At 68.6% G+C, this 24,725-nt stretch carries 28 protein-coding genes; 19 read left to right on the top strand and 9 right to left on the bottom strand.

Features of this window, described 5'->3' with window-relative positions; translation table 11 throughout:
• Window positions 1–68 precede the first annotated feature (68 nt).
• The gene (locus ACZ6SF_RS17205; protein WP_466063642.1) at window positions 69–395 is read right to left on the bottom strand and encodes a hypothetical protein; all 327 of its coding nucleotides are present in this window, start codon (window positions 393–395) and stop codon (window positions 69–71) included.
• Here ACZ6SF_RS17205 and ACZ6SF_RS17200 point away from each other — a divergent pair.
• On the top strand, window positions 321–929 hold the full coding sequence (locus tag ACZ6SF_RS17200) for a TetR/AcrR family transcriptional regulator (RefSeq protein WP_466063120.1): 609 nt from the start codon (window positions 321–323) through the stop codon (window positions 927–929). The genes ACZ6SF_RS17205 and ACZ6SF_RS17200 overlap by 75 nt on opposite strands.
• Window positions 930–1,028: 99 nt before the next feature.
• Here ACZ6SF_RS17200 and dmpG read toward each other — a convergent pair whose 3' ends face one another.
• From dmpG to ACZ6SF_RS17185, 3 genes are read right to left on the bottom strand one after another with little or no spacing between them, the layout of a single operon-like run.
• On the bottom strand, window positions 1,029–2,069 hold the full coding sequence (gene dmpG / locus ACZ6SF_RS17195; protein ID WP_466063119.1) for a 4-hydroxy-2-oxovalerate aldolase: 1,041 nt from the start codon (window positions 2,067–2,069) through the stop codon (window positions 1,029–1,031).
• 32 nt (window positions 2,070–2,101) lie between these two features.
• Window positions 2,102–3,061 (bottom strand): acetaldehyde dehydrogenase (acetylating), encoded by a 960-nt coding sequence (locus ACZ6SF_RS17190; protein ID WP_466063118.1) that lies wholly within the window; start codon window positions 3,059–3,061, stop codon window positions 2,102–2,104.
• A complete protein-coding gene (locus tag ACZ6SF_RS17185; RefSeq protein WP_466063117.1) occupies window positions 3,061–3,906 on the bottom strand; it encodes a 2-keto-4-pentenoate hydratase in 846 nt (281 codons plus the stop codon). Before ACZ6SF_RS17185 ends, ACZ6SF_RS17190 begins: the two co-directional genes overlap by 1 nt.
• An 83-nt stretch (window positions 3,907–3,989) precedes the next feature.
• Here ACZ6SF_RS17185 and ACZ6SF_RS17180 point away from each other — a divergent pair, with 83 nt between their 5' ends.
• The 3 genes from ACZ6SF_RS17180 to ACZ6SF_RS17170 all read left to right on the top strand — a co-directional run bounded on the left by ACZ6SF_RS17180 (window position 3,990) and on the right by ACZ6SF_RS17170 (window position 6,949).
• Window positions 3,990–4,784, top strand: coding sequence for an IclR family transcriptional regulator (locus ACZ6SF_RS17180; protein ID WP_466063116.1), 795 nt, complete (start codon window positions 3,990–3,992; stop codon window positions 4,782–4,784).
• An 83-nt stretch (window positions 4,785–4,867) separates the two neighbouring features.
• Window positions 4,868–6,442 carry an ATP-binding protein gene (locus ACZ6SF_RS17175; protein WP_466063115.1) on the top strand — a complete coding sequence of 525 codons (1,575 nt, stop codon included), beginning with the start codon at window positions 4,868–4,870 and terminating at the stop codon, window positions 6,440–6,442.
• A gap of 78 nt (window positions 6,443–6,520) precedes the next feature.
• Entirely contained in the window at window positions 6,521–6,949 is a 429-nt protein-coding gene (locus ACZ6SF_RS17170) for a pyridoxamine 5'-phosphate oxidase family protein (protein ID WP_466063114.1), read from the top strand.
• An 82-nt stretch (window positions 6,950–7,031) separates the two neighbouring features.
• Here ACZ6SF_RS17170 and ACZ6SF_RS17165 read toward each other — a convergent pair whose 3' ends face one another.
• The 4 genes from ACZ6SF_RS17165 to ACZ6SF_RS17150 all read right to left on the bottom strand — a co-directional run bounded on the left by ACZ6SF_RS17165 (window position 7,032) and on the right by ACZ6SF_RS17150 (window position 10,246).
• Window positions 7,032–7,838: an ABC transporter permease gene (locus tag ACZ6SF_RS17165; RefSeq protein ID WP_466063113.1), complete on the bottom strand. Its 807-nt coding sequence runs from the start codon at window positions 7,836–7,838 to the stop codon at window positions 7,032–7,034.
• Window positions 7,835–8,791, bottom strand: a complete 957-nt coding sequence (locus ACZ6SF_RS17160) for an ATP-binding cassette domain-containing protein (protein ID WP_466063112.1) — start codon at window positions 8,789–8,791, stop codon at window positions 7,835–7,837. The genes ACZ6SF_RS17165 and ACZ6SF_RS17160 overlap by 4 nt, the downstream gene beginning before the upstream one ends.
• Window positions 8,792–8,821: 30 nt before the next feature.
• On the bottom strand, window positions 8,822–9,664 hold the full coding sequence (locus ACZ6SF_RS17155) for a DUF4097 family beta strand repeat-containing protein (protein ID WP_466063111.1): 843 nt from the start codon (window positions 9,662–9,664) through the stop codon (window positions 8,822–8,824).
• A 72-nt stretch (window positions 9,665–9,736) separates the two neighbouring features.
• Window positions 9,737–10,246, bottom strand: a complete 510-nt coding sequence (locus tag ACZ6SF_RS17150; RefSeq protein ID WP_466063110.1) for an Arc family DNA-binding protein — start codon at window positions 10,244–10,246, stop codon at window positions 9,737–9,739.
• Between the two features lie 238 nt (window positions 10,247–10,484).
• Between ACZ6SF_RS17150 and ACZ6SF_RS17145 the strand changes: the two genes are divergently transcribed.
• Entirely contained in the window at window positions 10,485–11,399 is a 915-nt protein-coding gene (locus tag ACZ6SF_RS17145) for an MBL fold metallo-hydrolase (RefSeq protein WP_466063109.1), read from the top strand.
• Between the two features lie 37 nt (window positions 11,400–11,436).
• On the opposite strand, the gene ACZ6SF_RS17140 is transcribed toward ACZ6SF_RS17145, so the two are convergent.
• Complete coding sequence (locus ACZ6SF_RS17140) at window positions 11,437–12,357, bottom strand: LysR family transcriptional regulator (RefSeq protein ID WP_466063108.1); 921 nt, start codon at window positions 12,355–12,357, stop codon at window positions 11,437–11,439.
• A gap of 109 nt (window positions 12,358–12,466) precedes the next feature.
• Between ACZ6SF_RS17140 and ACZ6SF_RS17135 the strand changes: the two genes are divergently transcribed.
• From ACZ6SF_RS17135 to ACZ6SF_RS17070, 14 genes are all read left to right on the top strand, one after another.
• Entirely contained in the window at window positions 12,467–12,817 is a 351-nt protein-coding gene (locus ACZ6SF_RS17135) for a DoxX family protein (RefSeq protein ID WP_466063107.1), read from the top strand.
• A gap of 99 nt (window positions 12,818–12,916) precedes the next feature.
• Window positions 12,917–13,525, top strand: coding sequence for a TetR family transcriptional regulator (locus tag ACZ6SF_RS17130; protein ID WP_466063106.1), 609 nt, complete (start codon window positions 12,917–12,919; stop codon window positions 13,523–13,525).
• A 183-nt stretch (window positions 13,526–13,708) separates the two neighbouring features.
• Complete coding sequence (locus ACZ6SF_RS17125) at window positions 13,709–15,238, top strand: nitric oxide reductase activation protein NorD (protein WP_466063105.1); 1,530 nt, start codon at window positions 13,709–13,711, stop codon at window positions 15,236–15,238.
• A 47-nt stretch (window positions 15,239–15,285) separates the two neighbouring features.
• Window positions 15,286–16,110, top strand: a complete 825-nt coding sequence (locus tag ACZ6SF_RS17120; RefSeq protein WP_466063104.1) for an AAA family ATPase — start codon at window positions 15,286–15,288, stop codon at window positions 16,108–16,110.
• A 145-nt stretch (window positions 16,111–16,255) separates the two neighbouring features.
• A complete protein-coding gene (locus ACZ6SF_RS17115; RefSeq protein ID WP_466063606.1) occupies window positions 16,256–16,957 on the top strand; it encodes a hypothetical protein in 702 nt (233 codons plus the stop codon).
• A gap of 30 nt (window positions 16,958–16,987) precedes the next feature.
• Window positions 16,988–17,437, top strand: coding sequence for a hypothetical protein (locus ACZ6SF_RS17110; RefSeq protein WP_466063103.1), 450 nt, complete (start codon window positions 16,988–16,990; stop codon window positions 17,435–17,437).
• Between the two features lie 326 nt (window positions 17,438–17,763).
• Window positions 17,764–18,576 carry an ABC transporter ATP-binding protein gene (locus tag ACZ6SF_RS17105; protein ID WP_466063102.1) on the top strand — a complete coding sequence of 271 codons (813 nt, stop codon included), beginning with the start codon at window positions 17,764–17,766 and terminating at the stop codon, window positions 18,574–18,576.
• Entirely contained in the window at window positions 18,573–19,334 is a 762-nt protein-coding gene (locus ACZ6SF_RS17100; protein WP_466063101.1) for an ABC transporter permease, read from the top strand. Before ACZ6SF_RS17105 ends, ACZ6SF_RS17100 begins: the two co-directional genes overlap by 4 nt.
• Complete coding sequence (locus ACZ6SF_RS17095; protein WP_466063100.1) at window positions 19,331–20,134, top strand: ABC transporter permease; 804 nt, start codon at window positions 19,331–19,333, stop codon at window positions 20,132–20,134. Before ACZ6SF_RS17100 ends, ACZ6SF_RS17095 begins: the two co-directional genes overlap by 4 nt.
• Before the next feature lie 47 nt (window positions 20,135–20,181).
• On the top strand, window positions 20,182–21,240 hold the full coding sequence (locus ACZ6SF_RS17090; protein ID WP_466063099.1) for an ABC transporter substrate-binding protein: 1,059 nt from the start codon (window positions 20,182–20,184) through the stop codon (window positions 21,238–21,240).
• Between the two features lie 28 nt (window positions 21,241–21,268).
• On the top strand, window positions 21,269–22,642 hold the full coding sequence (allB, locus tag ACZ6SF_RS17085; RefSeq protein ID WP_466063098.1) for an allantoinase AllB: 1,374 nt from the start codon (window positions 21,269–21,271) through the stop codon (window positions 22,640–22,642).
• 64 nt (window positions 22,643–22,706) lie between these two features.
• Window positions 22,707–23,612 (top strand): hypothetical protein, encoded by a 906-nt coding sequence (locus ACZ6SF_RS17080; RefSeq protein ID WP_466063097.1) that lies wholly within the window; start codon window positions 22,707–22,709, stop codon window positions 23,610–23,612.
• Between the two features lie 41 nt (window positions 23,613–23,653).
• A complete protein-coding gene (locus ACZ6SF_RS17075; RefSeq protein ID WP_466063096.1) occupies window positions 23,654–24,271 on the top strand; it encodes a GntR family transcriptional regulator in 618 nt (205 codons plus the stop codon).
• A gap of 52 nt (window positions 24,272–24,323) precedes the next feature.
• Window positions 24,324–24,725: an allophanate hydrolase-related protein gene (locus tag ACZ6SF_RS17070; RefSeq protein WP_466063095.1), complete on the top strand. Its 402-nt coding sequence runs from the start codon at window positions 24,324–24,326 to the stop codon at window positions 24,723–24,725.

Raw genomic sequence — 24,725 nt, 5'->3', positions numbered from 1 at the left:
CAAGCTATTTCGGGCATAGCCCACCGGAATGACTCCTGACGGGAGCCTTACGGGCCCGGGCGCGGTCTTTACGCCGGCACCGGGATGGGTTTGCCCAGCACCCGGTTCAGCCAGAAGGCCCCGCGCAACCCGTGGAAGACGGTCATCACCAAGGCGCCCGCGCAGGCCGCCACGAAAGCCGGCCACGGATGCGCGCCGGGGTCCGCCCACCAGCCGAGCAGCCCGGCGATCACGAACCCGAGCGTGCCCGCGACCGCGTTGCGCACCGGAGCATTACCGGTGACGTTCGGGAACTCCTCCCCCATCATCCCTTTGGCGAAATGCGGGAAGGCGTTCACGCCCATCACCGCGGCCGCGAAGGCCAGGATCATCGTCTGCCACATGAGCCACCCCATTCGGTCAACGCCTGTAGTCCGAAACTAGCGGCCACCCGCCTCTTCGGCGAGGCCGGCTACGAACGCACCACGATCCGGGCCGTCGCCGCCGCGGCCGATACCGATCCGAGCCTGGTCATGCGGTATTTCGGCTCGAAGGACGAACTGTTCGCGCGGGTGGCGGTGCCCGAACCGGAGCAACCCGTCGGCGGCACACCGGAACAGGCGGCCGAACAACTCCTCGAATCGCTGGCCGCGAAGATCCGCGGCGAACCCGATACCGCGACCCTGGCGGCCGTCCGGGCCATGCTCACCCATGCGGAGTCGGCCGGCAGCGTGCGCGCGGCCATAACCGAACGCCAGCGGCAGGCGGCCGGGCATCTCGCCGACGACGACGCCGAACTGCGAGCCGGCCTCATCGGGGCACTCACCCTCGGCGTGGTGATCGGGCGTCAGCTACTGCACCTGGACGCGGTCGGCGATGCGGCACCGGACCGCATCATCGAACTCCTGCGCCCCGCCTTCCACCAGCTGGCACACGGCGGCTCGGAGTAGTCCGCGGTCGGCCGTGCGGTCCCCGCTGCCGGAAACGCGAAGGCCGCCGGAGCACACGGTCACCGACCGCGGCCCCGGCGGCCCACCGGGAACAACCGCTCAGACGGCCTGCTTCTCCTGTTCGGCCACCATCGTCAGCGCGATATCGACGATCATGTCCTCCTGCCCGCCCACCAGACGGCGGCGGCCGGCCTCCATGAGCAGGGTGCGGACGTCGATTCCGTAGCGTTCGCTGGCCGCCTCGGCATGCCGCAGGAAGCTCGAGTACACACCGGCGTAGCCGAGGGTGAGGGTTTCGCGGTCCACCCGCACCGGCCGGTCCTGCAGCGGCCGGACCAGATCGTCGGCGGCGTCCTGCAATTTGAAGACATCGCAGCCGTGCTGCCAGCCGAGCACATCGGCGACCGCCACGAACGCCTCGATCGGCGTATTGCCCGCACCCGCACCGTGACCGGCGAGCGAGGCGTCCACGCGCCGGACCCCGTTCTCCACCGCGACCACCGAATTCGCCACCGACAGCGACAGATTCTCGTGGGCGTGGATACCGAGTTCGGTCTCCGGGTTGAGCACATCGCGGTAGGCGCGGAGCCGGTCGCGCACACCGTTCATGGTCAGGCGGCCACCCGAATCGGTGACGTACACGCAATGCGCGCCGTAACTCTCCATCAGCTTGGCCTGCGCGGCCAGCTGCGCCGGTTCGGCCATATGGCTCATCATCAGGAAGCCCGAGACGTCCATACCGATCTCACGCGCGGTCGCGATGTGCTGGGCGGCGACATCGGCCTCGGTGCAGTGGGTCGCGACCCGCACCGACCGCACCCCGAGCCCCCACGCGCGCCGCAGATCCTCGGCGGTGCCGACGCCGGGCAGCAGCAGACTGGTGAGCCGGGCGTTCTTCAGGTTGGCGGCGGCGGCCTCGAGCCAGGTCCAGTCGCTGTGCGAACCGGGGCCGTAATTCACCGAACCGCCCGCGAGGCCGTCACCGTGGGCGACCTCGATGGCGTCGACGCCCGCGTCGTCGAGCGCGGCGACGATCTTGCCGACGTTCTCCGGGGTGATCCGGTGCCGGATGGCGTGCATACCGTCACGCAGCGTCACATCCTGGACGAAAACCGACGGCGCCGCTTCGGTCGAGGTCATCGTGGATTCTCCTTGAGTATCGGGCGCGGCGTTCACGCGGTCTGGCTGTTCTGCGCGATCCGCTCGGCGACCTGCAGTCCGGCCGAGGTCATGATGTCGAGGTTGCCGGCGTAGGCGGGCAGATAATGGGCCGCGCCCTCGACTTCGAGGAATACCGACACCCGGTGGGTCGGGAATTTGTCGTTGTCCTTGGCGAGCAGGGTGTGCACCGGCTGGTCGGCCGGGATCGCGTCGATCTGCACTTCCTGCTTGAGCCGGTAGCCCGGAACGTAGGCGGCCACATCCTCGACCATCTTCACCACCGACGCCTTGATCCGGTCGTGGGAATCCTCGTCGGGGGCGTTCACCAGGCAGAACACGGTATCGCGCATGATCAGCGGCGGCTCCGCCGGATTCAGGATGATCACCGCCTTACCGCGTTCGGCGCCGCCCACCGTTTCGATGGCGTGCGAGGTGGTCTCGGTGAACTCGTCGATATTGGCGCGGGTGCCCGGTCCGGCCGATTTGGACGCGATGGAGGCGACGATCTCGGCGTAGGCCACCGGCACGATCCGCGAGACCGCGGCCACGATCGGAATCGTCGCCTGGCCGCCGCAGGTCACCATGTTCACGTTCTGCGCGCCGAGATGTTCCTCGATATTGACCGCGGGCACCACGAACGGGCCGATCGCCGCCGGGGTCAGGTCGATCAGGCGTTTGCCCAGCGGCGCGAGCCGGGCGTGGTTCTGCTCGTGCGCTTTCGCCGAGGTCGCGTCGAAGACGATCTCGATCTCGTCGAAATTCGGCAGCGCGATCAGACCCTCCACCCCTTCGTGGGTGGTGGGCACCTTCATCCGGGCGGCGCGGGCCAGGCCGTCGGATTCGGGGTCGATGCCGACCATCGCGCCCATTTCCAGGAACCGGGAATGCCGCAGCACCTTGATCATCAGATCGGTGCCGATATTGCCGGATCCGATGATCGCGACCTTGGTGCGGGTGGTGTTGTCACTCATCAGGAGACCTCCGAGGCGGTGGTGAAGGAAGCCGAGACCGTCCCGAGGCCCGAGATGGCGGCGGTGACGGTGGCGCCGGGGTGCAGCGGCCGCATCGGGCCGAGCGCGCCGGAGAGGATCACCTGCCCGGCCCGCAGCGGCTCACCGAAGGTGCGGGCCTGCTGCGCGAGCCAGGACAGGGCGTTGAGGGGGTCGCCGAGGCAGGCGGCGCCGTTACCGGTGGACACCTCTTCGCCGTCGATACGCATACTCATGACGACATCGATCGGGTCGAAATCGTCGAGGGCGCGGCGTTCGGTGCCGAGTACGTAGAGCCCGCTCGAGGCGTTGTCGGCGACGGTATCGGCGAAGGAGATGTTCCAATCGGTGATCCGGCTGTCCACGATCTCGAGCGCGGCCACCGCTTCGGCGACGGCCGCCCGGCACTGCGCGATATCGAGCGACCCCTCGGCCAGGTCCTCGCCCAGGATGAACGCGACCTCGGCCTCGGCCTTCGGCTGCAGCAGCCGGTCGATCGGGATCACATCGCCGTCGACGTAGGCCATATCGGAGAACAGCACCCCGAAATCGGGCTGGTCCACGCCCAGCTGCTGCTGGACGGCCTGCGAGGTGGCGCCGATCTTGCGGCCGACCACCGTGACCTCCGGGGTGATCCGGGCGGCGTTGAAACGCTCCTGGATCCGGTAGGCGGTGGCGACATCGTCGGGGCCGATCAAATCCTCGCGCAGCGGCGCGCAGGTCCGTCGCGTCTCCGCGGCGGTGATCAGGCGTTGCGCTGCCCGGGCGACGATCGATTCGTCGATACCGGGCCCGCTGTCGCTGATGCTGTCGACAGTGGTGGCCACCGCGACCTCCGTTCTCCTCTTCGTTGGGGTAATCCCCAGTGCACACCCTGGGCAGAGCGCTGACCAGTAAACTGGTCCACTGAATGGACCAGTTCGGAGAAGAGGCCGTGATGCCGGTTGACCAGCTCGATCAGCGGTCGGTTCTGGGCCGGGCACTGCTGATCCTGGAGTCGTTCGAGGTCGAGGACGGGGCCGTCGGACTGTCCGAACTCACCCGGCGCACCGGCCTGCCGAAGGCGACGGTGCACCGCCTGTGCCGGGATCTGGTGACGGCCCGGCTGCTGAGTTCGTCGGCGGAGGGTTACCGGCTCGGCCGCGGACTGTTCGAGCTGGGGATGCGGGCGGCCACCGAACGGACCCTGCTGGAGGTCGCCGTCCCGTTTCTCCAGGACCTGTTCACCCGTACCCGCGAAACCGTCCACTTCGGGGTGCGCGACGGCGACGAAGTGGTCTATATCAGCAAGATCGGTGGTCACCGCCAGGCCCGCTCCCCCTCCCGGATCGGCGGCCGGATGCCGCTGTACTGCACCGCGATCGGCAAAGCACTGCTCGCCTACTCCGGTCCCGATACCGTCGACCGCATCCTGGCCGGTCCGCTGGTGCGGCGTACCCCGCGCACCGTGGTGGGCCCGGGGCTGCTGCGCGCGCAGCTGGCGCAGATCACCGAACGCGGCGTGGCCTACGAGTACGAGGAGTCCGCGGTCGGGATCGTCTGTGTGGCCGCCCCGATCCTCGGCACCGACGACCGCCCCGTCGCCGCGATCTCGGTGACCGGCCCCGCCGGCCGCTTCCATCCCGAGGCACACGCGGCCTCGGTCCAGGCGGCCGCGGCCGGGGTGGCGTCCATCCTGGCCCGGCGAAGTCACCCGGTGACCTAGACCGGCCGACCTGATGCCTACCCGTAAGCTGCCTGCGTACGGTCCTCGAACCGGTTCTGTCCGCGATCAGGCAGGGGGTTGTCGTGAAGTATTTCAACACCGCGGGGCCGTGCAGGCCGGACCGGCACTACATGCTGCCCGCGATCGAACGCCTGCCCGACGTCGACCGCTACATCGCGCGAGGGCAGTACTTCGTCGTTCATGCACCGCGGCAGACAGGAAAGACAACCAGTCTGGCGGACCTCGCGCGACTGCTGACCGCCGAGGGCGACTATGTCGCTCTACGATTCTCCTGCGAGATGGCCGAACCGTTCGGTGACGATATCGCGGCCGCCGAACGCGTGGTGCTCGGGCGAATACGTGCCGCCGCACTGGCCGCGGACCTCACTCCCGATCTCCTCCCACCCGAGCCCTGGCCCGAGGCCGAACCGGGAGCCATGCTCGGCACAGCGCTGGCGGCCTGGGTCGCACAGTGTCCGCGACCGCTGGTGTTGTTCTTCGACGAGATCGATGCATTGCGCGGCGTGAGTCTGGTCAGCGTACTTCGACAGCTACGCGACGGGTACACCGCTGGTGAGGGATTCGTACACTCGATCGCGCTCTGCGGGTTGCGCGACGTCCGCGACTACAAGGCGGCGGCCGGTGGCGATCCGACCCGGCTGGGCAGTGCGAGCCCGTTCAACATCAAGGTGAAATCCCTACGACTCGCGGACTTCACTCACGCCGAGGTCGCGGAACTCTATTCTCAGCACACCGCCGCTACGGATCAGGTCTTCACTCCCCGGGCCGTCGACTTGGCCTACCACTACACACGTGGTCAACCCTGGCTCGTCAACGCACTCGCCGCCGAGATCATCGACGAGATGTGCGTGGAAACCACGATCACCGACGACCACGTCGATACCGCCAAGGAGCGCTTGATCGTCGCCCGGGCAACACATCTGGACTCCCTGGTCGACAAACTCACCGACCCCCGGGTGCAGCAGGTCATCGAGCCGCTCATCGCCGGCCTGACTCTCGACAGCGATCCGCAGTTCGACGATGCCCGGTCGTATGTGTCCGACCTCGGACTGATCACCCGGACCAACCCGGTACAGGTGGCCAATCCCATCTACAACGAAGTCATCCTCCGCGTACTGGGCTCCGGCGTCGAAGCCAATGTGATCGCCGCTCCCGCCGATTTCCGGCTACCGGACGGCCGGCTGGACTTCGCCCGGCTACTCACCGAATTCGCCGCCTTCTGGAAACTCAACGGCGAAATCCTGACCGCCGAGCAGGGCTACCACGAGGTGGCACCGCAGCTCGTGCTCATGGCATTCCTGCACCGTATCGTGAACGGCGGCGGCTATATCGACCGCGAATACGGCGTCGGCCGCGGCCGGATCGATCTCCTCGTCCGGCAGCCCTACACCGACGGCGACGGCCGACGTGCCGAACAACGCGAGGCCCTGGAGCTGAAGGTCTGGCGTGACGGCCGCAAGGACCCACTGGATGAGGGGTTGCCCCAACTCGACGGATACCTCGACCGGATGGGGCTGCCCACCGGTGTCCTGGTGATCTTCGACCGCCGCGCCGCCGCCGCGCCGATCGACGAGCGCACCCGGTTCAGCGACACCACCTCGCCCGCTGGCAGGCCGGTGACCCTCCTGCGCGCCTGACCGGCTCGTAGACGAATGCACAGGAAGCCCGGCGTTTTACGTATGGGATCGTCGGCGCCCACCGGGTTCAATCGGCTCATGAGCATCGACAACGGTTCGCTGACCACCGCGGATCTGGAATTCCTCCGACGCCCCCTGCACGGGTTCCTCTCCGTGGCCGGCGGGCCGGTCCCGCCGCAACCCCGGCCGGTGTGGTTCGAGGTCACCGCCGAGGGCACCCTCCAGCTGTTCACCGGACCGGATTCGCTCAAGGTGCGGCAGTTGCGCAAGGACCCCCGCGCCTCGCTCGTCGTCGCCGCTCCGGCCGGGGAATCCGAACGCTGGGTGTCGGTCGCCGGCCGCGCCACGGTGGAACCCGACGGCGCCGGCGATCTGTGCGCCCGCCTCGCCGCCCGCTACTGGGATCTCGACGACCCGGCCCACGCCGGCACCCTCGCCGGCATGCTCACCGAGCAATGGGTCCGTTTCGTCATCCACCCCGACACCGTCCGCCGCTACGCCCTCTGAGAGTTTCCGGCGGACGGCCCCACCGCACACACCCGAAAAGCGCGACCCCACAGGGGACGCGCTTCACGGCTGGTTACGGCAGTTACCGCGAGGGCTCACGGTTGAACAGTTTCTTCGACCACAGGTACCCGCCGAGGGCGGTGACGGCGCACCAGGCCAGGGCGATCCACAGGTTGTTCTCCAGCGGCTCGTCCATCAGCAGGCCGCGCAGGGTTTCGATAATGGGTGTGAAGGGCTGGTATTCGGCGAACCAGCGCAGCCCGGCCGGCATGGACTCCGGCGGGGCGAACCCGAGGAAGGGCAGCAGCAGCAGCGGCATTCCGATATTGCTCGCGGATTCCACGGTCTTGCTCGCCTGACCGAGGGCGACCGCCAGCCAGACCAGCGCGAAGGTCACCACCATCAGGAACCCGGCCGCGACCAGCCAGTCCAGTGGGCTCGCCGCGGGCCGGAACCCGACCAGGACGGCCACCCCGAGCACCAGCGTCAGGCTGATCATCGTCTGGATGAGACTGCCCAGCACGTGTCCGGTGAGTACCGAGACCCGGGCGATATGCATGGTGCGGAAGCGGGCGATGATGCCCTCGGTCATATCCATGGCCACCGAGATCATGGTCCCCTGGACGGCGGCGGTAATGGTCATCAGGAGAATCGCGGGGGCGATGAAATCGACGTATTCGCCGCGCCCGCCGGTCGGGCCGCCGAGTCCGGCGCCCATGGTGCCACCGAAGACGTAGACGAACAGCAGCAGGAACACGACCGGCATCCCGACCAGCATCACCGTCAACGACGGGTACGCCAGCATATGGTCGAGGTTGCGGCGCAGCATCGTGGCCGAATCGCGCAGCGGATGGAAACGCGGCGGCGCGGTGGGAGCGGGAGTAGTCATCGGGTGGTCACTTTCGCGTCGGAGGGCTTGCCGGTGAGGGCGAGGAAGACATCGTCGAGGTCGGGGGTGTGCACGGAGAGTTCGTCGACCTCGATCGCCCGCTCGTCGAGCAGATCGATCGCGGTTTTCAGCGACCGCATACTGCCGTCGCTCGGCACCCGCAGGGCAAGGGCGTCGTGGTCGCGCGTCGCCCGGTCCAGAACGCGCAGGGCCAGGTCGAGCCCCTGCTGCTCGGCGAAGCGCAATCGCACGTGCCCGCCGGGAATCCGGCGTTTCAATTCGTCGGCGGTGCCTTCGGCGACGATGCGGCCGTGGTCGAGAACCGCGATCCGGTCGGCCAGTTCGTCGGCCTCCTCCAGGTACTGCGTGGTGAGGAAGATGGTGACCCCGCCCGCGACCAGATCGCGGACGATCTGCCACATATTGCGCCGGCTGCGCGGGTCCAGCCCGGTGGTCGGCTCGTCGAGGAAGATGATCCGCGGGCTGCCGACGAGGGTCATCGCGAGATCGAGACGCCGCCGCATACCGCCGGAATAGGTGGAGGCCGGTTTCCGGGCGGCCTCCACCAGGTCGAACTGTTCGAGCAGCTGGGCGGTGCGCTGCCGGGCGTGGTGGCGGGTGAGGTGGTGCAGATCCGCCATCAGCAGCAGGTTCTTCTCGCCGCTGAGCAGATTGTCGACCGCCGAGAACTGGCCGGTGACACCGATCGCGGCACGGACCGCGTCCGGCTCCCGGGCTACATCGTGGCCGGCGACCCGGATATCGCCGTCGTCGGCGTTGATCAGTGTGGACAGGATCTGGACGGTGGTGGTCTTACCGGCGCCGTTCGCGCCGAGCAGGGAGAAGATGGTCCCCCGCGGCACGGTCAGATCGACGCCGTCGAGGACGAGTTTGTCTCCGAAGGATTTACGGAGTCCGGTGACGGCGATTGCCGGGGACGGTCGGCTGGTCATGATTTTCCTTTTCTCTGGACCGGATACGGGTCAGGAGCGCTGGATGGTGATGTCGCCGAAGGAGGTGCGGCCGCGCACCTCGACGGTCTCGTCGGATTTCCCGGGCCCGGCGGTATCGGTGAGGGTATTGCGGACGGACCCGAATTTCGTGTTCACCGAGACCCAGGCGGCGGTGCCCTCGGCGATCCCGACCTCCAGGTCACCCATGGCGGTTTCGATCTCGACCGAGCCGCGGACCACCTCGTCGAGCCGGATACCGCCGTTGGACGATTTCGCGCGGACATCGGCGCCGGCCCGTTCGATACGGATATCACCGTTCGCCGCGCGCACCCGCGCCTCGCCGGTGACCGCACCGATAACGGTCTCGCCGTTGGAGTTCTTGACCTCCGCGACGCCCTGCACCTCGCCGAGCCGCACTTTGCCGGAGCCGGTGGAGATCTCGGCGTCACCGGCCACGACCCCGGCGGTGACATGACCCGCCGCGGTCTTCACCCGCAGCGGACCGGTGCGGTCGAGCCGGATTTGGCCGGCGGAGGTTTCGAGCCCGCATTCTCCGAGCCGGCCGGTGCCGCGGATATCGCCGGCGTGCAGATCGGCGAAGATCCGGGAACCGCTGGGCAGTTCGATATCCACATCGACCGACCGGGACTTGCGAGAGAAGTCGATGCGCCGCCGTGGGCCGGTGATCCGCAGTTCTCCGTCGACGTAGTCGACGCGGACCTGCCCCGCGGCCTTCACATTCGAATCGTCGGATTCGTCGGTGGGGCGGACCTCGACCACGGTGTCGGCCCGGTCGGTCGCGGCGAGCCGCACATGCCCGAATCCGAGCTCGATGACGACCGAAACCGGTTCCGGGGTGTCGTATTTTGGCATGGGTGTCTCCACATCATGAGTAGGTGAGCCGTTACCGCAGGTCGGGGAACGGAGTGAAGAGGTGCGGGGCGGTTAACGCACCCAGCCGGTGAAGGCCTGTCCGGCGCCGCGGGGTGCGGGGCGCGATGCGGGCTCGGGGCGCTGCAGGGCGGTGGCGGCCGCCCGGACCAGCCACGCGTTGACCGAACGCCCCTCCCCGGCGGCGGCCTCCTCGATCGCGGTCTTGAGCTGTTCGGGCATGCGGACATTGATCCGCGCGGCGGGACCGTCCTCGCCGATCAGCGGTTCGGCGTCCGCCACGCCGACGGAGGTGGCCGGGGTGTCACCGGCCGGCTCGGACGGTGGCGCGGTGACCACGAAATCCGGATCGCGGCCCCGCAGCCGCAGTTCTACCGATCCGGGCGCCAGCTCCACGGTGATCTCGTCGGCGGCGGCCGCCAGCGTTTCGAGCAGGGTCATCCGGATCGCCGATTCGAGCGAGCCGGAAAGCTGTTCGACCAGGGCGCGAGCCTCCGCACCGCTGGTTTCGGCGAGGGTCGCGAACTCTCGTCCGAGGTTGCTCACGTAGCTGCTCAAGTCCATGGCACCACTATGGCACACAGATGGCACACGCACAAGAATTTGTGGCACATATTTGGCACCAACTTGGCACAACACGCATCATCGCAGCTCACGGCAGGAATATCGGCCCGCCGAGGCCCGCGACTCGCCGCGTTCCGGGCATGACGAACACACACGGCTCGGCGATACTGACATCCGCATTCCGCATGAAACGCCATCCCCGCCCCGGACCGAATCGCACCGACCGAGGGAGACGACCGTGAGTTCGGAGAACATCGCACCCCCGATTCCGCCGGAAACCGACGAGCCGACCCCCTCGCGCTACGCCCTGCGGGTCGGCGCGATCGACGTGCTGGTCATCAGCGACGGAGTGCTGCCGCTGCCGCCCGTGACCATGTCCACGAATGCCACTCCCGGCGCCCGGGACGCCTGGCTCGACGAGATGTTCCTGCCGCACGACCTGCTCGCGTGGCCGCTCAACGTGGTCGTGGTCCGCAGCGGGGAGCAGACGATCCTCATCGATGCCGGGCTGGGGACGGAGTTCCCGGACTTCCCCCGGGCCGGACTGCTGGCCATGCGACTGCAGGCGGCCGGGATCGATCCCGCGTCGGTGACCGACGTCGTCCTCACACATCTGCATATGGACCACGTCGGCGGGTTGCTCGACCAGGGGCTGGGGTCCCGGCTGCGACCGGATCTGCGGGTGCATGTGGCGGCCGCCGAGGCCGAGTTCTGGGAATCGCCGGACTTCACCCGTACCGAGATGCCGCCCGGGGTACCGGACGCGCTGCGATCGGCCGCCACCCGGTTCCTGGACGAATACCGCACCCGCCTGCGGCCGTTCGAGACCGAGTACGAGGTCGCGCCGGGGGTGCTCGTCCGCCGGACCGGCGGCCACACCCCGGGCCACAGCGTGGTCCGGCTGGAATCCGGAGGCGACCGGCTGACGTTCGCCGGCGATGCCGTCTTCCCGGTCGCGTTCGAACACCCGGACTGGTTCAACGGATTCGAGCACGATCCCGCGGAGGCCGCGCGCGTCCGGGTCGGCCTCTTCCGGGAACTGGAGTCGACCGGCGAATCACTGATCGCCACGCATCTGTCGTTCCCCTCCGTGGGGCGGGTGGCGGCGGCCGGTAACGCGTTCCGCTGGGTGCCGGCGTGGTGGGACGCCTGACCTGCGCGGTTTCCGCACCGAGCGGCGGGGCGGGAGGTCAGGCCGGATGCCCCGGCCGGTTCGCCCCGGCGGCAACGATGTCCAGACAACAGCCGACGAACACCGCGACCGCCTGATGCGTCTCGGCGCCGGGTGGCCACGCGACGGCGACCGGGCTCGGCGCCACCCCGGTCACCGGCCGGTAGACGATCCCGGGGCGGGTATAGAAGCGCGCACTGGATTCGGGCGCCAGCGCCACGCCGTAACCGTTGGCGATGGCGCCGAGCCATTCGTCGGGCCGGTCGGTCACCGCACCGATCACCGGCGGCCGGCCCGCCCGTTCGCCGACCCCGAGCCAGTAGTCACGCCAGGCCCCGGTTTCGGCCGGGGCCGCGACGAACGCCTCGTCGAGCAGCTCACCGAAGTCGATCGTTTCGCGTGCCGCCAGCGGGTGTGACGTGGACAGCGCCACCCACCGGGGCTCGGTGAACAGCTCCCGCACCCGGAGCGCGTCCTGACCGGGGAACGGCAGCCGCACTATCGCGACATCGACCTCGGCGGTGCCCAGACCACCGCTCGGATCGCCCCAGGACGCCTGCCGCATATCCACCCGCCAGCCGGGCAGGCGGCGAGCGAATTCCGCGATGATCTCCGGGGTCGCCTCGTTGGCGGCGCTGGCGAGGAATCCCACCCGCAGGACCTTCGCGGCACGTCCGGACTCCCGGCGGGTCTCGCGCAGGGCGCGGTCCCAGGCGCCGAGTACCGCGGGCGCCTCGGCGGCCAGGGCCACACCCGCCGGCGTCGGCGCCATACCGCTGCGCGACCGATCGAACAATCGCACGCCGAGCAGGTTCTCCAACTGCCTGATCTGTTTGGTCAGCGCGGGCTGCGAGACGTAGAGACGTTCGGCGGCCCGGGTCAGGTTGCCCTCTTCCGCGACGGCGGCGAAATAGCGCAGCAACCGGGTGTCGACATCCATTCCATCAGGTTATGGATGCAGGTATTGGTGTATAGGAGCGGGTCCGAGAACAGTGGATTCCGTACCCGGAGTCCGACCTCCGCCCGACCCGTCCGAGAGCAGCCCGCCGATGCACACCGCCTACCTCGTCGTCACCCTCACCGCCGTCGCCGCCAATGCCGGGATGGCCGTCGCCGACTTCACCCGCGCGGATTTCGTCCTGGCCAATTCGGCCGAAGTCGGTGTGCCGCGCACCTGGATCCCCTGGCTGGCGACCCTCAAGGCGGCCGGCGCGCTCGGATTGCTGTGCGGACTCCTCGGCATGCGCGGAGTGGGCCTCGCCGCGGGTGCGGGCCTGGTGCTGTTCTTCGCGGGCGCCCTCGTCACGCACCTGCGGGCTCGTGTGTTCTACAACCTCGCCTTCCCCGGCGCCTACTTCGCACTGGCCGTGGCCGCCACGGTCCTCGCCGCCACGCGGTGATCCGAAACCGCCGCGCATCAGTACAACACATCTCTCACTGACAATGGTCATTGAAATCTTTTATTGACATTTTTCAGCGAAAGCCGTCTCATGGATGCCGTGAACGCGCCGACGCAGAAACCACGGGGCCGGGAAGCCCAGCGATTGGAGACCCGGAAGCGGGTGTTCGACGCCGCCGTCGCGGAGTTCAAGCGCACCGGTACCGCGGGGGCCGATGTCGGCGCCATCATCGATACCGCCGGTGTCGCGCGCGGGACCTTCTACTTCCACTTCCCCAGCAAGGAACACGTCCTGCTGGAACTGGAACGCCGCGAAGAGGCCCGCGTCGCCAAGGAATTCGCCCGGTTCGTCGCCACCCCGCACGATCTGCCGGGAGCGCTGAACAAGGCCGTGCGGCTGGTGCTGTCGGTGGAGCGCCGCGTCGGCGCGATCCTCTTCAAAGATGTCCTGGGCCTGCACTTCGCCCCGACCCGCCCGCCGGACGACGAATGGACCGACCACCCGCTGATCGTGGCGGTGGTCGAGGAGATCGCCCGCGCCCGTGACGCCGGGGAGGCCGCCTCCGAGGTCGATCCGTTCCACAGCGCGGTGTTCTTCCTGCTCGGGCTGTATGCCCTGCTGACCACCACCAGTGATTCGAAATCGGTACGGGCCGCGATGCTCGACAACTACGTGCTCACCGCGCTACGGGGTCTGGAGCCCCGATGAACGCGCGCACACCGACCGGAACCCCGGGACGGGCAACAGCAACACAACGGAGGTATCTCATGTGGCAGGACATCGTGCGCCTGATCGTCGCGTGGGGATCCATGGGAGCCGTAATCGGCTTCTGGTACTGGGTCATGCGCAATATCGGGACCTTCTGAGCTCCCGCGCCGAGGATGACCGGCCATGGATATCAGCGAACCCACCCCCGCGGGGGCCTTGGAGCGCAGTTGCGCGGTGACCGCGGTGGCATTCTCCGGGCGCCGGCGCGACGGGGCCCGGCTGATCACCGGGGAGCGGCGGGCCTTCGGGCTGAACGCGACCCACACCGTCGTGCATGTGCCCTATCCGCCGCCGCCCTCGTGGTCGCGCCGGACCGTGACCTGCGGTGTGGCATTGCAATGCGCCCCCTCGAAGGAACGGATCGCGCGGTACGCCCTGCACGAGCTCTCACCCCGTGAGCTGGCGAGCGTTTCGCTGGTCGAAGGCGGAGTCGCGCTCGGCTGGGTCGCCGCGCACCTTCCGGGACTGATGCCGGAACTGCGGCGTCTGCTACCGGATCTGGAGCTCGCCGACCCCGACCTGGACGGCCTCGGCATCCTCGACCGTGCCGTCGCGGCGGCGCGCTCCGGCCGGGCGCCGGCGGCGCACCCGATCCTGGGCTCCCCGCCTCTGACGATCCCCGCCCGCGGCCGGGTCGCGCTGGCCGCGCGGCGCATGTACGGGCGGATGCCGTGGACGTCACCGCGGACCGACTCCTACCGGGCCATGTCCGTGCCGGTGGGAGGTGAAGGCGGCGTCCGCAATCCGAATCTGCCGCCGCCGAGCCGGCCGGAGAACGAGGACCTCGAGATCCGTCCCGACCGGCGTGCGGGGATCCCCTATCCCGAATGGAACGCCTGGACCGGCAGGTTCCTCCCCGATCACGTCGCGGTCCTGGAACGCAGGCAACCCCGCCCCGCGCATACCGCCGCACCGGCGGCGGTGGATGTCCGGCGCTGGTTCCGCCAGCACACCCACCGGGCGATCACCGGCGGCCTCGAGGACGGTTCGGACCTCGATATCGACCGCTATATCGCCTACTACTCCGATCTGATGACCGGCGCCGCGGCGCAGCCCCGGGTGTTCCGCGAGCTGATGCCGGATTCCCGCGATGTCGCCACCGCGGTGCTGCTGGACGGCAGTTCGTCGCTCGGGATCCATCAGGGCCGGGCCTTCCGGCTGGAACTGGCCTGCGCCGACGCCCTGTCCCACGCCATGGCCGCGGCCGGGGAACGCCACGGCATCTTCGTGTTCACCGGCAACACCCGGCACCGGGTCGAGGTCCGATGCCTGAAGGATTTCGACGAACCCCGTTTCGTCGACCCGGGCGGCCTCGGCCTGGAGACCGGCGGCTACACCCGCCTCGGCGCACCCATCCGGCATCTGACCGCCCGCCTGCTCGCCCGGCCCGCCGAACGGCGGCTCCTGCTGGTGATCGGTGACGGCCTGATCTCCGACGAGGGGTACGAGGGCCGCTACGCCTGGGCCGATGTCGCGCACGCCGTGACCGAAGCCGGCGAGGCCGGAGTCGCCGTCTACTACCTGGGCATCGGCCCCGTCCGGGTCGACCCGCTACCCACGGTCTTCGGCGACCGCCGCTCCCAGCGCATCCGCCGGGTGGAGGAACTACCCCGGGTGCTCGCGCACGTCCACCGCGAACTGGTCGCCGCCTAGCGATCCCTCACCGTTCGGTGAGGACGAACAGCCACCGAGAGGTGAGGATGAGTACCGACTACTACGCCACCGGCCCCGATATCCAATTGTTCGGCAGAGCGTTCCAGCGGCGGATGCCGGTGATGCTCACCGGGCCCACGGGCTGCGGCAAAACCCGCTTCGTCGAGCATATGGGCCGCCTGCTGGACCGTCCCGTCGTGACCATCAGCTGCCACGACGATCTCACCAGTTCCGATCTGGTCGGCCGGTTCCTGGTGTCGGGCGGCGATGTGGTGTGGAAGGACGGGCCGCTCACCACCGCCGTGAAGAACGGGGCGATCTGCTATCTCGACGAGGTGGTGGAGGCCCGCCACGATTCACTGGCCGTCCTGCACTCGCTCACCGATCATCGCCGGACGCTGTACCTGGACCGCGCCGACGAGGTGGTGCCGGCACCGGAGACGTTCATGCTGGTCTGCTCCTACAACCCGGCCTACCGCAGTTCGCTCAAGGAGTTGAAGCCCTCGTTCCGGCAGCGCTTCGTCACGCTGGCCATGAACTATCTGGACGCCGCGCGCGAAGCCGAGGTGATCGTCGCGGAAACGGGTGTCGACCCGGAGATCGCCGCCCGGCTGGTCCGGTGCGCGCGCACCATCCGCGAAGCCGACGAGGTCTTCCATTTCGAGCCGCCGTCCACCCGGGTCCTGGTGACCACCGCGCATCTCATCGCCGCCGGAGCCGGTGAGTGGGAGGCCGCCGAAGCCTGTGTGCTGGCGCCGCTGAGCAGCAACGGCGCGATCAACGAAGGTCTGCGCGAGATCGCGGCGGCCGGCCTGGCCGCCGCGCAACCCCCCGCCGCGCAGTCGGATCCAGAAGGAGGCCACCGACCGTGAACGAACAGGATCGCAGGCGCCGCCGCGCGCTGATCGCCGTCCAGATCTTCGCCTATGGATTCCTACTGGCGATGTTCCTCATCCAGTTGCATATGTATTCGGTCCGGGATTGGTAGGAGCCCTCGTGAAACTCTCGACATTCCCGCTGCCCTGGCGCGGCGCCGTGACGGCCGGGCCCAAGGACGCCTACGACGAACACCACGACGAATCACGCCGCGCCCAGCGGGAGGCCGACTGGTGGCTCACCGCCGGGACGCTGCTGATGGGCACCCTGGTACTCGGAATCGTCGGCCTGCCGATCTTCCTGCGCGGGGTGTGGCTGCAGCGCCGGGCCCAGCAGTCCGGACTCTCGGTGCGGCCCATCATCGTCACGCTGATCGGCTATCTGGTGATCCTGGACGCCGCGCTGAACAGTCTCGGCTGGGCCCTGGACCTCATCGCCAACCACACCCTGATCAACCGCGTGATCCTCACCGCCTGGGGCAATTTCTTCGACGCGGGCTACTTCTGGCACTACAACGAACTGTGGATCGGCGGAGCCGGCGCACCGGGTGAGAAGGGCTGGGAGGTCGCCCTGATGCTCACCGTCTTCCCGATGCGCATCGCCGCCGCCATCGCGTTCCTGCAGATGAAGCGGTGGGGTCACCAGTGGATGATCGTCACCTGCTGGTTCGGCCTGGTGATCTGGATCGGCTACACGTTCAACATGACCATGTACGCCGATGTGCGTTACGACGGGGTCGTACTGCCGGTGATCGGCTGGTGGCTCTACGACATCTTCTACATCACGCCGTTCCTGGCGATTCCCTATCTGCACACCGTCAACCGCGAGATCTTCTCCGACTGACCGGGCAGCCCCCGCTCGAAGGACACCCCCATGAGCACAGAGAAAACACCCACCACCAGCGATGCCGGTAGAGAAGAACTGCCACTGGGCACCACCGCTCCCTACGCCCGGATGCACCGCTGGCTGCGGCGCGCGATCTTCGTCTGCCTCTTCGCACTGGTGATCGAGGGCGCGTTCACCGTCCCGGCGCTGGCGCTGTGGTACGGCTGGCCGACCCTGTCGTTCACCGAGATCTGCAGCGAACTGATGAAGGTCCGCTACTCCGACGACACCCTCGAATGCGAACACCCCTACCCCCTGTCCGGCCCGCCGTTCGGTGGTCCGCCGGAAGCCGCGGGACAGCGGACGGCCCAGGACGACTGGGGTATCCAGCCGAAACCCGGCTGGGACCGGATCGGGTTCCGCGAACTGGTCCGGATCCACGAGGACCGCATCGCCCGCCAGGAGGCGCAGCAGCAACAGACGCCACCCGGTAGGTGATCCGATCGGCGGCGGGGTGTCCCACGGGATATCCCGCCGCCGTGCCGGGTGCCCGCAGGGCGGTCCGAGCGTCGTGACCTTCACCCTGGACGGGAAGACGGTCCGGGCGGACATGCAGTTCCCGCCGGCCGGCCGATTCTCCACACCGATCCCCCGCACCCGGCGTAATCCGGGGTCCGGCGGCGGATTACGGGTGCGCCGGTGAGCGGAATGTAATGCGACCGTGCCCTCGATTCACGGCGACGAAACGTGGCGTCCGTAGCTTCGTATCCGAGCTTGGATCCAAACTCGGATACAAGACGGAGTGCTTCGATCGAGGAGAACCTATGGTCTCGCCTACCGCACCCGGCATCCATATCGGCGGTCTGACCAAGACATTCAAGGCGGGCCGCAAGGAAGTGACCGCCCTCGACGGCGTGGACATCCAATCCGGCGAAGGGGAATTCGTCACCCTGCTCGGCCCCTCGGGATGCGGGAAGAGCACCGTGCTGCGCATCCTGGCCGGGCTGGAACCGCAGACGTCCGGAGTGGCCCTGGTCCACGGTGAGACCCCGCGCGATATGCGCCGCCACGATCATCTCGGTATCGCGTTCCAGGACGCGGCCCTGCTGCCCTGGCGTTCGGTGCGCACCAATATCCGGCTGCCGCTGGAGGTCTCCCGGAAGAAGGCCGACGACGATGCCATCGACGCCCTCATCGACCTCGTCGGCCTCACCGGCTTCGAGAACGCCCGCCCGGCGCAGCTGTCCGGCGGTATGCGGCAGCGGGTGGCGATCGCCCGCGCCCTGGTGGTGCGACCGCGGGTCCTGCTGCTGGACGAACCGTTCGGCGCGCTCGACGATATGACCCGCCAGAATCTGAACGTCGAACTGCTGCGGATCTGGACCGAACGCCCCGCGACGACCCTGATGGTGACCCACGGGATCTCCGAAGCGGTATTCCTGTCGGACACGGTGGTGGTGATGAGCCCGCGGCCGGGCCGGGTCCAGAAGGTGGTCGAGATCGACCTGCCCCGGCCCCGCACCCCGGAGATGATGCGGACCAGCGCGTTCCACGAATACGTCGATCTGCTCTCCGGGGTCCTGTTCGGCGCCCCGGAGCACGCCGCCGCGCCCGTCGCCGCGGGAGCGCCGTCGTGAACAACCGGAAATACCTGGCGATCGCCGGGACACTGATCGTGCTCGCCATCTGGCAGTTCACCGGCGCCACCGGAATCCTCGGACCGGCCATCGCGCCGCCCACGGAGATTCTCGGGGGTCTGGCGGACGACGGATTCGCCTTCTACAACCTGCATCTGCCCGTCACGCTGGCCTCGGCCGCGGCCGGTTTCTTCTGGGGCAATGTGGCGGCGATAGGCTGCGCGGCCCTGGTCCTCACGGTTCCGGCGGTGGAGAAGCTGGTCCTGCAGATGGGTATCGCCTCGGCCTGTATTCCGCTGATCGCCATCGCGCCGATTCTCGCGGCCTGTTTCAACGGGCCGGTGACCTCGGCGATCATGGCGGCGGTCTCGGTGTTCTTCACCACCCTGGTCGGCACGCTCAACGGGCTGCGCCACGCCGACCCCGTCTGCGCGGATCTGGTCCGCGCCTACGGCGGCGGCCGCTACCTGGTGCTGCGCAAGGTGCAACTGCTCTACGCGCTGCCGAATATCCTCACCGCCTTGAAGATCGCCGTACCGGCGGCGCTGCTGGGCACGGTGATCGGCGAATTCATGGGCCAGGAACGCGGACTCGGCGCCGCCCTGGTGGTGGCGCAGCAGTCCAGCGACGTGGTGCGCACCTGGGGTATCACGCTGGTGTGCAGCGTGCTGGCGGGCGGTTGCTTCCTGCTCGTCGCGGCGGTGGAACGTATCGCCACCCCCTGGGCCGCCGGAACCGACACGGAGGCCCGGGTATGAACACGCTCCTCGTCGATCGTCTCGCGCGCAGCACCGCCCGCACCCTGCTCACCTTCGCCGGCGCCGTGGTGGCCATCGTGCTGGTCTGGACGGTTTTCCTGCGCATGGTGAACGTGAGTCCGTTCGTCGCGAAATCCCCCGGCGATGTGCTCGGCTATCTGCTCACCGCCCCGGAGGCCGCGGCGAACAGGTCCGCCATCGCCGCGGACCTCCTGCGCACCCTCACCGACGCCGCCTACGGCTACGTCCTAGGACTCGGGCTGGCGGCCGCGGTCTCGCTGCTGTTCTATTTCTCCCGGACCGTCGAGGCCATGTTCACCCCGGCCCTCACCGCGATGCACGCGATCCCGATGGTGACCGTCGCCCCGATCCTCGTGCTGGTGTTCGGCCGGGGCGCCCTGGCCACCGCCGTCATCGGCGCCGCGGTGGTCGTGATCCCGGCGCTGCTCACCATGCTGCACGGTATCCGGGCGACCCCGCGTACCGATCTCGATATGATCACCGCCTTCGGCGCGTCTCCGCTGACCGCGTTCCGCAAGGTATCCCTGCCGCATGCGATTCCGACCTGGTTCGCGGCGGCCCGGGTCGCGGTGACCACCTCCGTCGTCGGCGCGCTACTGGCCGAATGGCTGGCGACCGGCGAGGGTCTCGGCGGCCAGATGCTGCGGGCCGCCAACGAATTCCAGTTCGACCGGCTGTGGGCGTCGGTGGTGGTCCTCACGCTGGTCTGCGTGCTGATCTATCAGGCCGTGGCCATCGTCGAGGAACTCGTCGCCGCCCGGATGAGCGCTCCTCGCTGAGCCCTCCCACCGACCACTCCCCTCTCGCACAACTACCCGGAGCACCCATGTCTGCACATTTCGACCGCCGCGCCTTCCTTACTCGCAGCCTCGCCGCCGGCGGGCTGGCCCTGGCCGGTTCGGCCGCGCTCACGGCCTGCGTATCCGGCGGCTCGGCCGCCACCGGGTCCGGCGACGGTTTCGGCGTCGCCTCCCAGCGCCTCGCGTGGATCAAGAACACCCAATTCGCCGGCAGCTATTTCGCCGACCGCAACGGCTACTACCGCGAGGCCGGATTCACCGGATCGGATCTGGTATCCGGTGGTCCGACCGCGCCGCCCATCGAATCCGATGTCCTCACCCGCACCTTCGCCGGTGTCTCGCAGGTGCCCATCGTGGGGTCGGCGGTCGCCAAGGGCGCGCCGCTGAAAATCGTCGGCGCGGTGTATCAGCGCTACGCCGGCTGCATCATGTCTATGGGCGCGAAACCCATCGACAGCCCCGAGGACCTCTACGGCAAGACCATCGGCTGCGCCTCGTCCAGCGAACCGGTGTGGCGGACCTATATGGCCGCGCTCGGTCTCGACCAGTCGCGGATCACCACGGTCCCGGTGCAGGGCGATCCGATCGGGATGACCGCCGGGGAGATCGACGGCTACCTCGGGTTCATCAACAGCCAGGTCGTGGATCTGCGGCACAAGGGTTTCGATATCCATGCCCGGCTGCTGGCCGATATGGGTTTCCCGCTGGTGGGCCAGACCTACATCACCACCCAGGACAATATCGACAACCACCGCGACAAACTGAAGGCGTTCCTGAAGGCCGAGATCCGCGGCTGGAAGGATGTGCTGGCCGATCCGAAGCTGGCCGCCGATATCACCGTCGACGACTACGGCCGCACCCTCGATCTGGACCGCGCCGCCACCCTCGACTGCTGTCTCGCGGGTAACGAACTCATCCGCAACGGCACCCCCGGCCAGCAGATCGTCGCGATCTCCGACGAGGACGCCGCCGCAAATATCGCCTCGATCGCGGGCGGCGGGCTGAAACTGTCCGTCGGCGATCTCTTCGAACTCGGCCCCATCCGCGAGGTGTACGCCGAGAACCCCGACCTCGCCCTGTCCTGATTCCCGCCGCTTTTCGAAAGGCCAGTTCATGCCCGCATTCAGCACTCCGGACTATGTGGTCACCGGCGCCACCGTGGTCTCTCACGACGGCCGTCACCGGCACGATATCGCCGTCAAGGACGGCACCGTCCTCGCCGTCGGTGCGGGACTCGCCGCCGACGGCGTCCCCACGCTCGACGCGACCGGTCTGCTGGTCCTGCCGGGTCTGGTGGATATGCACGTCCACCTGCGCGAACCCGGTATGACCGAGAAGGAGGACTTCGCCAGCGGTACCCGCGCCGCGGCAGCCGGCGGGGTGACCACCGTGGTCGATATGCCGAATACGAAACCGCCCGTCGCCACCGCCGAGCGGTATCGGGACAAGCTGGAACTGGTGCGCGGCAAGGCGTATGTCGATTTCGGGCTCTACGGCATGCTCGACCACGACAACGCCGACGAGATCGCGGGGATGGCCGAACTGGGGGCCATGGGTTTCAAACTCTTCATGGGCCAGACCACCGGCGACAACCGCTGCCCGAACGACGCGGCGATCTTCCGCGGCCTGGAAGCGGCGGCGGCCGCCGATCTGGTGGTCGGCGTCCACGCCGAGAACGACCATCTGCTGCGGATGTTCGGCGACCGGTTACAGGCGTCCGGGCGCAAGGATCCCCGCGCGCATCTGGAGGGACGGCCGGCATTCGTGGAGGTGGAGGCGGTCACTCGGATCATCACCATGGCCACCGAGGCCGGCACGAAACTGCATATCCACCATCTGTCCACGGCGGCGGGCCTGAACCGGGTGATGGATCTGCGGTCGCAGGGGCACCGGGTGACGATCGAAACCCTGGTCGCCCATCTGTTCCTCGACGACTCCGCCTACGACGACTACGGCAACCTGGTCAAACTCAATCCGCCGATCCGGCCCGCCGCCGATGTGGCGGCCCTGTGGGAGGGGATCGCGCGCGGCGATGTCGACATCATCGCCACCGACCACGCCCCGCATACGGCCGAGGAGCAGGCCGAAACCGATGTCTGGAAGGCCTACGGCGGTTTCATCGGGGTGGAGACCATGCTCCCGCTGCTGCTCACCGCGGCGGCCCGGGGCAGGCTGAGCATCGAGGACATCGTGCGGCTGTGCTGCTACCGGCCCGCACAGCGCTGGTCCATCGCGTCGAAGGGGCAGCTGGCCCCGGGCTTCGACGCCGATTTCGTCCTCGTCGATCCCACCGCCGAATCCACCCTCGACTCCGCCGGGCTGCACTCCAAACATACGGTGACGCCCTACCACGGCTGGCCGCTGACCGGTTCGGTGCTGGCGACCTATCTGCGTGGACGTCTGGTCTACGAAAAGGGTGACATCATCGGGGAACCCGCGGGCCGCCAGGTGATCCCGGCCCGCCGGCCCGTCACCGCGGCATCCTGAGTGCCGCGACAATCCGTCGGCCCGCGAATATCACGCGGTTCATGACCATCACGAGGGAGAAGTCGTGACCGAGACACAAGTATCTCTGCTCGACTCCGGCGGCGACGGCGCCGCCACGATACGCAACACCGTGGCGCGCTGTCTGGACGAGGTGCGCCGGCTGGGGATCACCGGCGCGGCGGCCACCGAGACCTGTGGCGGTGCACTCGCGGTGATCGCCGGAATCGGCACCACCGCGCCGCATGCGCTGCGCGGGACACTGCTGCTCGACGCGCTCACCGCCCAGGATGTCGAAGTGGCCGACACCCTCCCGTTTCCCGATCCGGACGCGCTGGTCGCCGACGGCTCCTGGGATCTGGCCCTGGTGCTGAGCCCGTGGAAACAACAGGTGGCGGGCCGGCTGGAAACCCTGACCGAATCGGCGGCGCGTACCGGTGTGGTGGACACCGTGGTGCGGGGCGCGGGTACGACCGCCGGGGTCAATACCAACAGCTGGGCGGCCCAGGCGGCGATGGAGACGATCATGGGCGGGCGCGTACCGGACAGCGTCCTGGTCCTGGGCGCGGGCGGTTCCTCGAATTCGGTCGCGCTGGCCTGCCGCCGGGCCTGGCCCGGCGCCCGGCTGGTGGGCAGCGCCCGCGATCCGGAGGCGCTGGCCGGCTGGGCGCGGCGCTTCGAGGCCGCGCAGGTGGCGCCCCCGGACCTGAAAGCGCTGTGCGCCGAACAGCTTCCGGCGCTGATCGTCAACACCACCACCTGGGGTGAGACCGACGATTCCGAGACTCGCCCCTTCGCTTTCGATTTCGCCGAGATCACCGGCCCGGGCAACGGCTACTTCGATCTGAACAACCGGGTCTCCGCACTCCAGACCGCGGCACTGCGGGCGGGAATGAACGTGATGTCGGGGACCTTCATGCAGCGCGCCACCAACGCCTGCCGCGCGGCCCTGCTGAGCGCGGGTCCGCGGTGAACCCCCCGGCCGGTACGGGGCTCACCCCTGCGCGCGAACAGATGAGCGTCCGCGAACAGGTGTACCGCTTCCTGCGCCAGCAGATCACGACCGGTCAGTACGCCGGTGGGATCCGGCTGACCGAGGAGCAGATCGCGGAGGAACTCGGTGTCAGCCGGACTCCCATCCGGGAGGCGCTGCAACGGCTCACCAGCGACGGACTGGTCGAGCGGGTGCGGCGCGGCCAGCTCGTGGTGGTGGAGTTCGACGCCGCGGCCCGGGCGGAACTCCACGAACTGCGTATCGCCTTCGACCAGGTGGCGGCGAAGATGCTCACGGCAAAAACCGAGACCGTGGATTGGCCCGCGCTGTACGCGCTGCTCGATCCCCTCGGCGCCGCGCTGCACGAGTACGGCGTCGGTTCGCCGCAGTACTCGATGGCTCACCTGGACTTCCACATGGCCATCAACCGGGCGGCGTTCACCCCGGTCACCTCGTCGTTCCTGCAACGCCAGGCGTTCCTCTACCCCACCGACGACTACGTACAGCAGCCGGGACACGAACCGGTGTCGCAGCACCGCACCCTGCTCGACGACCTCTCCAGCGGCGACCTCGAGCGCGCCACCACGGCCGCCCGTATCCACGCGCTGCGCGGTCCCGGTAACACCACCCTCATCTAGTCACGTAGTCCGCGTATCCGCGCGCAGCGCGACGCCGCAAAGGAGCTTCATCATGTCCGACGACGCCGTTCTCATGTTCGTCAACGGCCAGGCCATGCGTGGCGGGTCGCTCAACGACGCCCTCGCCTCGGCCCGGTACCTGGGCGCGGTGCGTACCGCGCCGAAATACCGGTTCTTCTCCTTCGACGACGTATTCCCCGGCCTCGCCAGGGTTTCCGAAGGCGGCTGGCCGGTACCGGGCGAGATCTACCGGGTGTCCTATGCCGATCTGCGCGAGAACCTGCTGCCCCGGGAACCCGCCGAACTGGAACTCTCGGTGATCGAATTGGAGGACGGCCGGGGCTCGCTGAGCATGGTGTGCCGCCGGCTGCCCGGACCGGGCGATCCGGCCCGCGAGATCATCGCGCCGGGCGGCTGGCGCGAACACCGCGCGATCCTCGCCGACCACACGTAG

This window comes from Nocardia sp. NPDC049935, assembly GCF_055586645.1.
Note: the sequence above shows the minus strand (reverse complement) of the source record. Positions and strands in the feature narration are given on the sequence as shown.

Bases quoted from the DNA above. Each gene is read 5' to 3' on its own strand.
- ACZ6SF_RS17200 (WP_466063120.1), top strand. From the start codon at position 321: ATGCGGGAAGGCGTTCACGCCCATCACCGCGGCCGCGAAGGCCAGGAT.
- ACZ6SF_RS17205 (WP_466063642.1), bottom strand. From the start codon at position 395: ATGGGGTGGCTCATGTGGCAGACGATGATCCTGGCCTTCGCGGCCGCG.
- dmpG (WP_466063119.1), bottom strand. From the start codon at position 2,069: ATGACCTCGACCGAAGCGGCGCCGTCGGTTTTCGTCCAGGATGTGACG.
- ACZ6SF_RS17190 (WP_466063118.1), bottom strand. From the start codon at position 3,061: ATGAGTGACAACACCACCCGCACCAAGGTCGCGATCATCGGATCCGGC.
- ACZ6SF_RS17180 (WP_466063116.1), top strand. From the start codon at position 3,990: ATGGACCAGTTCGGAGAAGAGGCCGTGATGCCGGTTGACCAGCTCGAT.
- ACZ6SF_RS17170 (WP_466063114.1), top strand. From the start codon at position 6,521: ATGAGCATCGACAACGGTTCGCTGACCACCGCGGATCTGGAATTCCTC.
- ACZ6SF_RS17165 (WP_466063113.1), bottom strand. From the start codon at position 7,838: ATGACTACTCCCGCTCCCACCGCGCCGCCGCGTTTCCATCCGCTGCGC.
- ACZ6SF_RS17160 (WP_466063112.1), bottom strand. From the start codon at position 8,791: ATGACCAGCCGACCGTCCCCGGCAATCGCCGTCACCGGACTCCGTAAA.
- ACZ6SF_RS17155 (WP_466063111.1), bottom strand. From the start codon at position 9,664: ATGCCAAAATACGACACCCCGGAACCGGTTTCGGTCGTCATCGAGCTC.
- ACZ6SF_RS17150 (WP_466063110.1), bottom strand. From the start codon at position 10,246: ATGGACTTGAGCAGCTACGTGAGCAACCTCGGACGAGAGTTCGCGACC.
- ACZ6SF_RS17140 (WP_466063108.1), bottom strand. From the start codon at position 12,357: ATGGATGTCGACACCCGGTTGCTGCGCTATTTCGCCGCCGTCGCGGAA.
- ACZ6SF_RS17135 (WP_466063107.1), top strand. From the start codon at position 12,467: ATGCACACCGCCTACCTCGTCGTCACCCTCACCGCCGTCGCCGCCAAT.
- ACZ6SF_RS17125 (WP_466063105.1), top strand. From the start codon at position 13,709: ATGGATATCAGCGAACCCACCCCCGCGGGGGCCTTGGAGCGCAGTTGC.
- ACZ6SF_RS17120 (WP_466063104.1), top strand. From the start codon at position 15,286: ATGAGTACCGACTACTACGCCACCGGCCCCGATATCCAATTGTTCGGC.
- ACZ6SF_RS17110 (WP_466063103.1), top strand. From the start codon at position 16,988: ATGAGCACAGAGAAAACACCCACCACCAGCGATGCCGGTAGAGAAGAA.
- ACZ6SF_RS17105 (WP_466063102.1), top strand. From the start codon at position 17,764: ATGGTCTCGCCTACCGCACCCGGCATCCATATCGGCGGTCTGACCAAG.
- ACZ6SF_RS17095 (WP_466063100.1), top strand. From the start codon at position 19,331: ATGAACACGCTCCTCGTCGATCGTCTCGCGCGCAGCACCGCCCGCACC.
- ACZ6SF_RS17090 (WP_466063099.1), top strand. From the start codon at position 20,182: ATGTCTGCACATTTCGACCGCCGCGCCTTCCTTACTCGCAGCCTCGCC.
- allB (WP_466063098.1), top strand. From the start codon at position 21,269: ATGCCCGCATTCAGCACTCCGGACTATGTGGTCACCGGCGCCACCGTG.
- ACZ6SF_RS17075 (WP_466063096.1), top strand. From the start codon at position 23,654: ATGAGCGTCCGCGAACAGGTGTACCGCTTCCTGCGCCAGCAGATCACG.
- ACZ6SF_RS17070 (WP_466063095.1), top strand. From the start codon at position 24,324: ATGTCCGACGACGCCGTTCTCATGTTCGTCAACGGCCAGGCCATGCGT.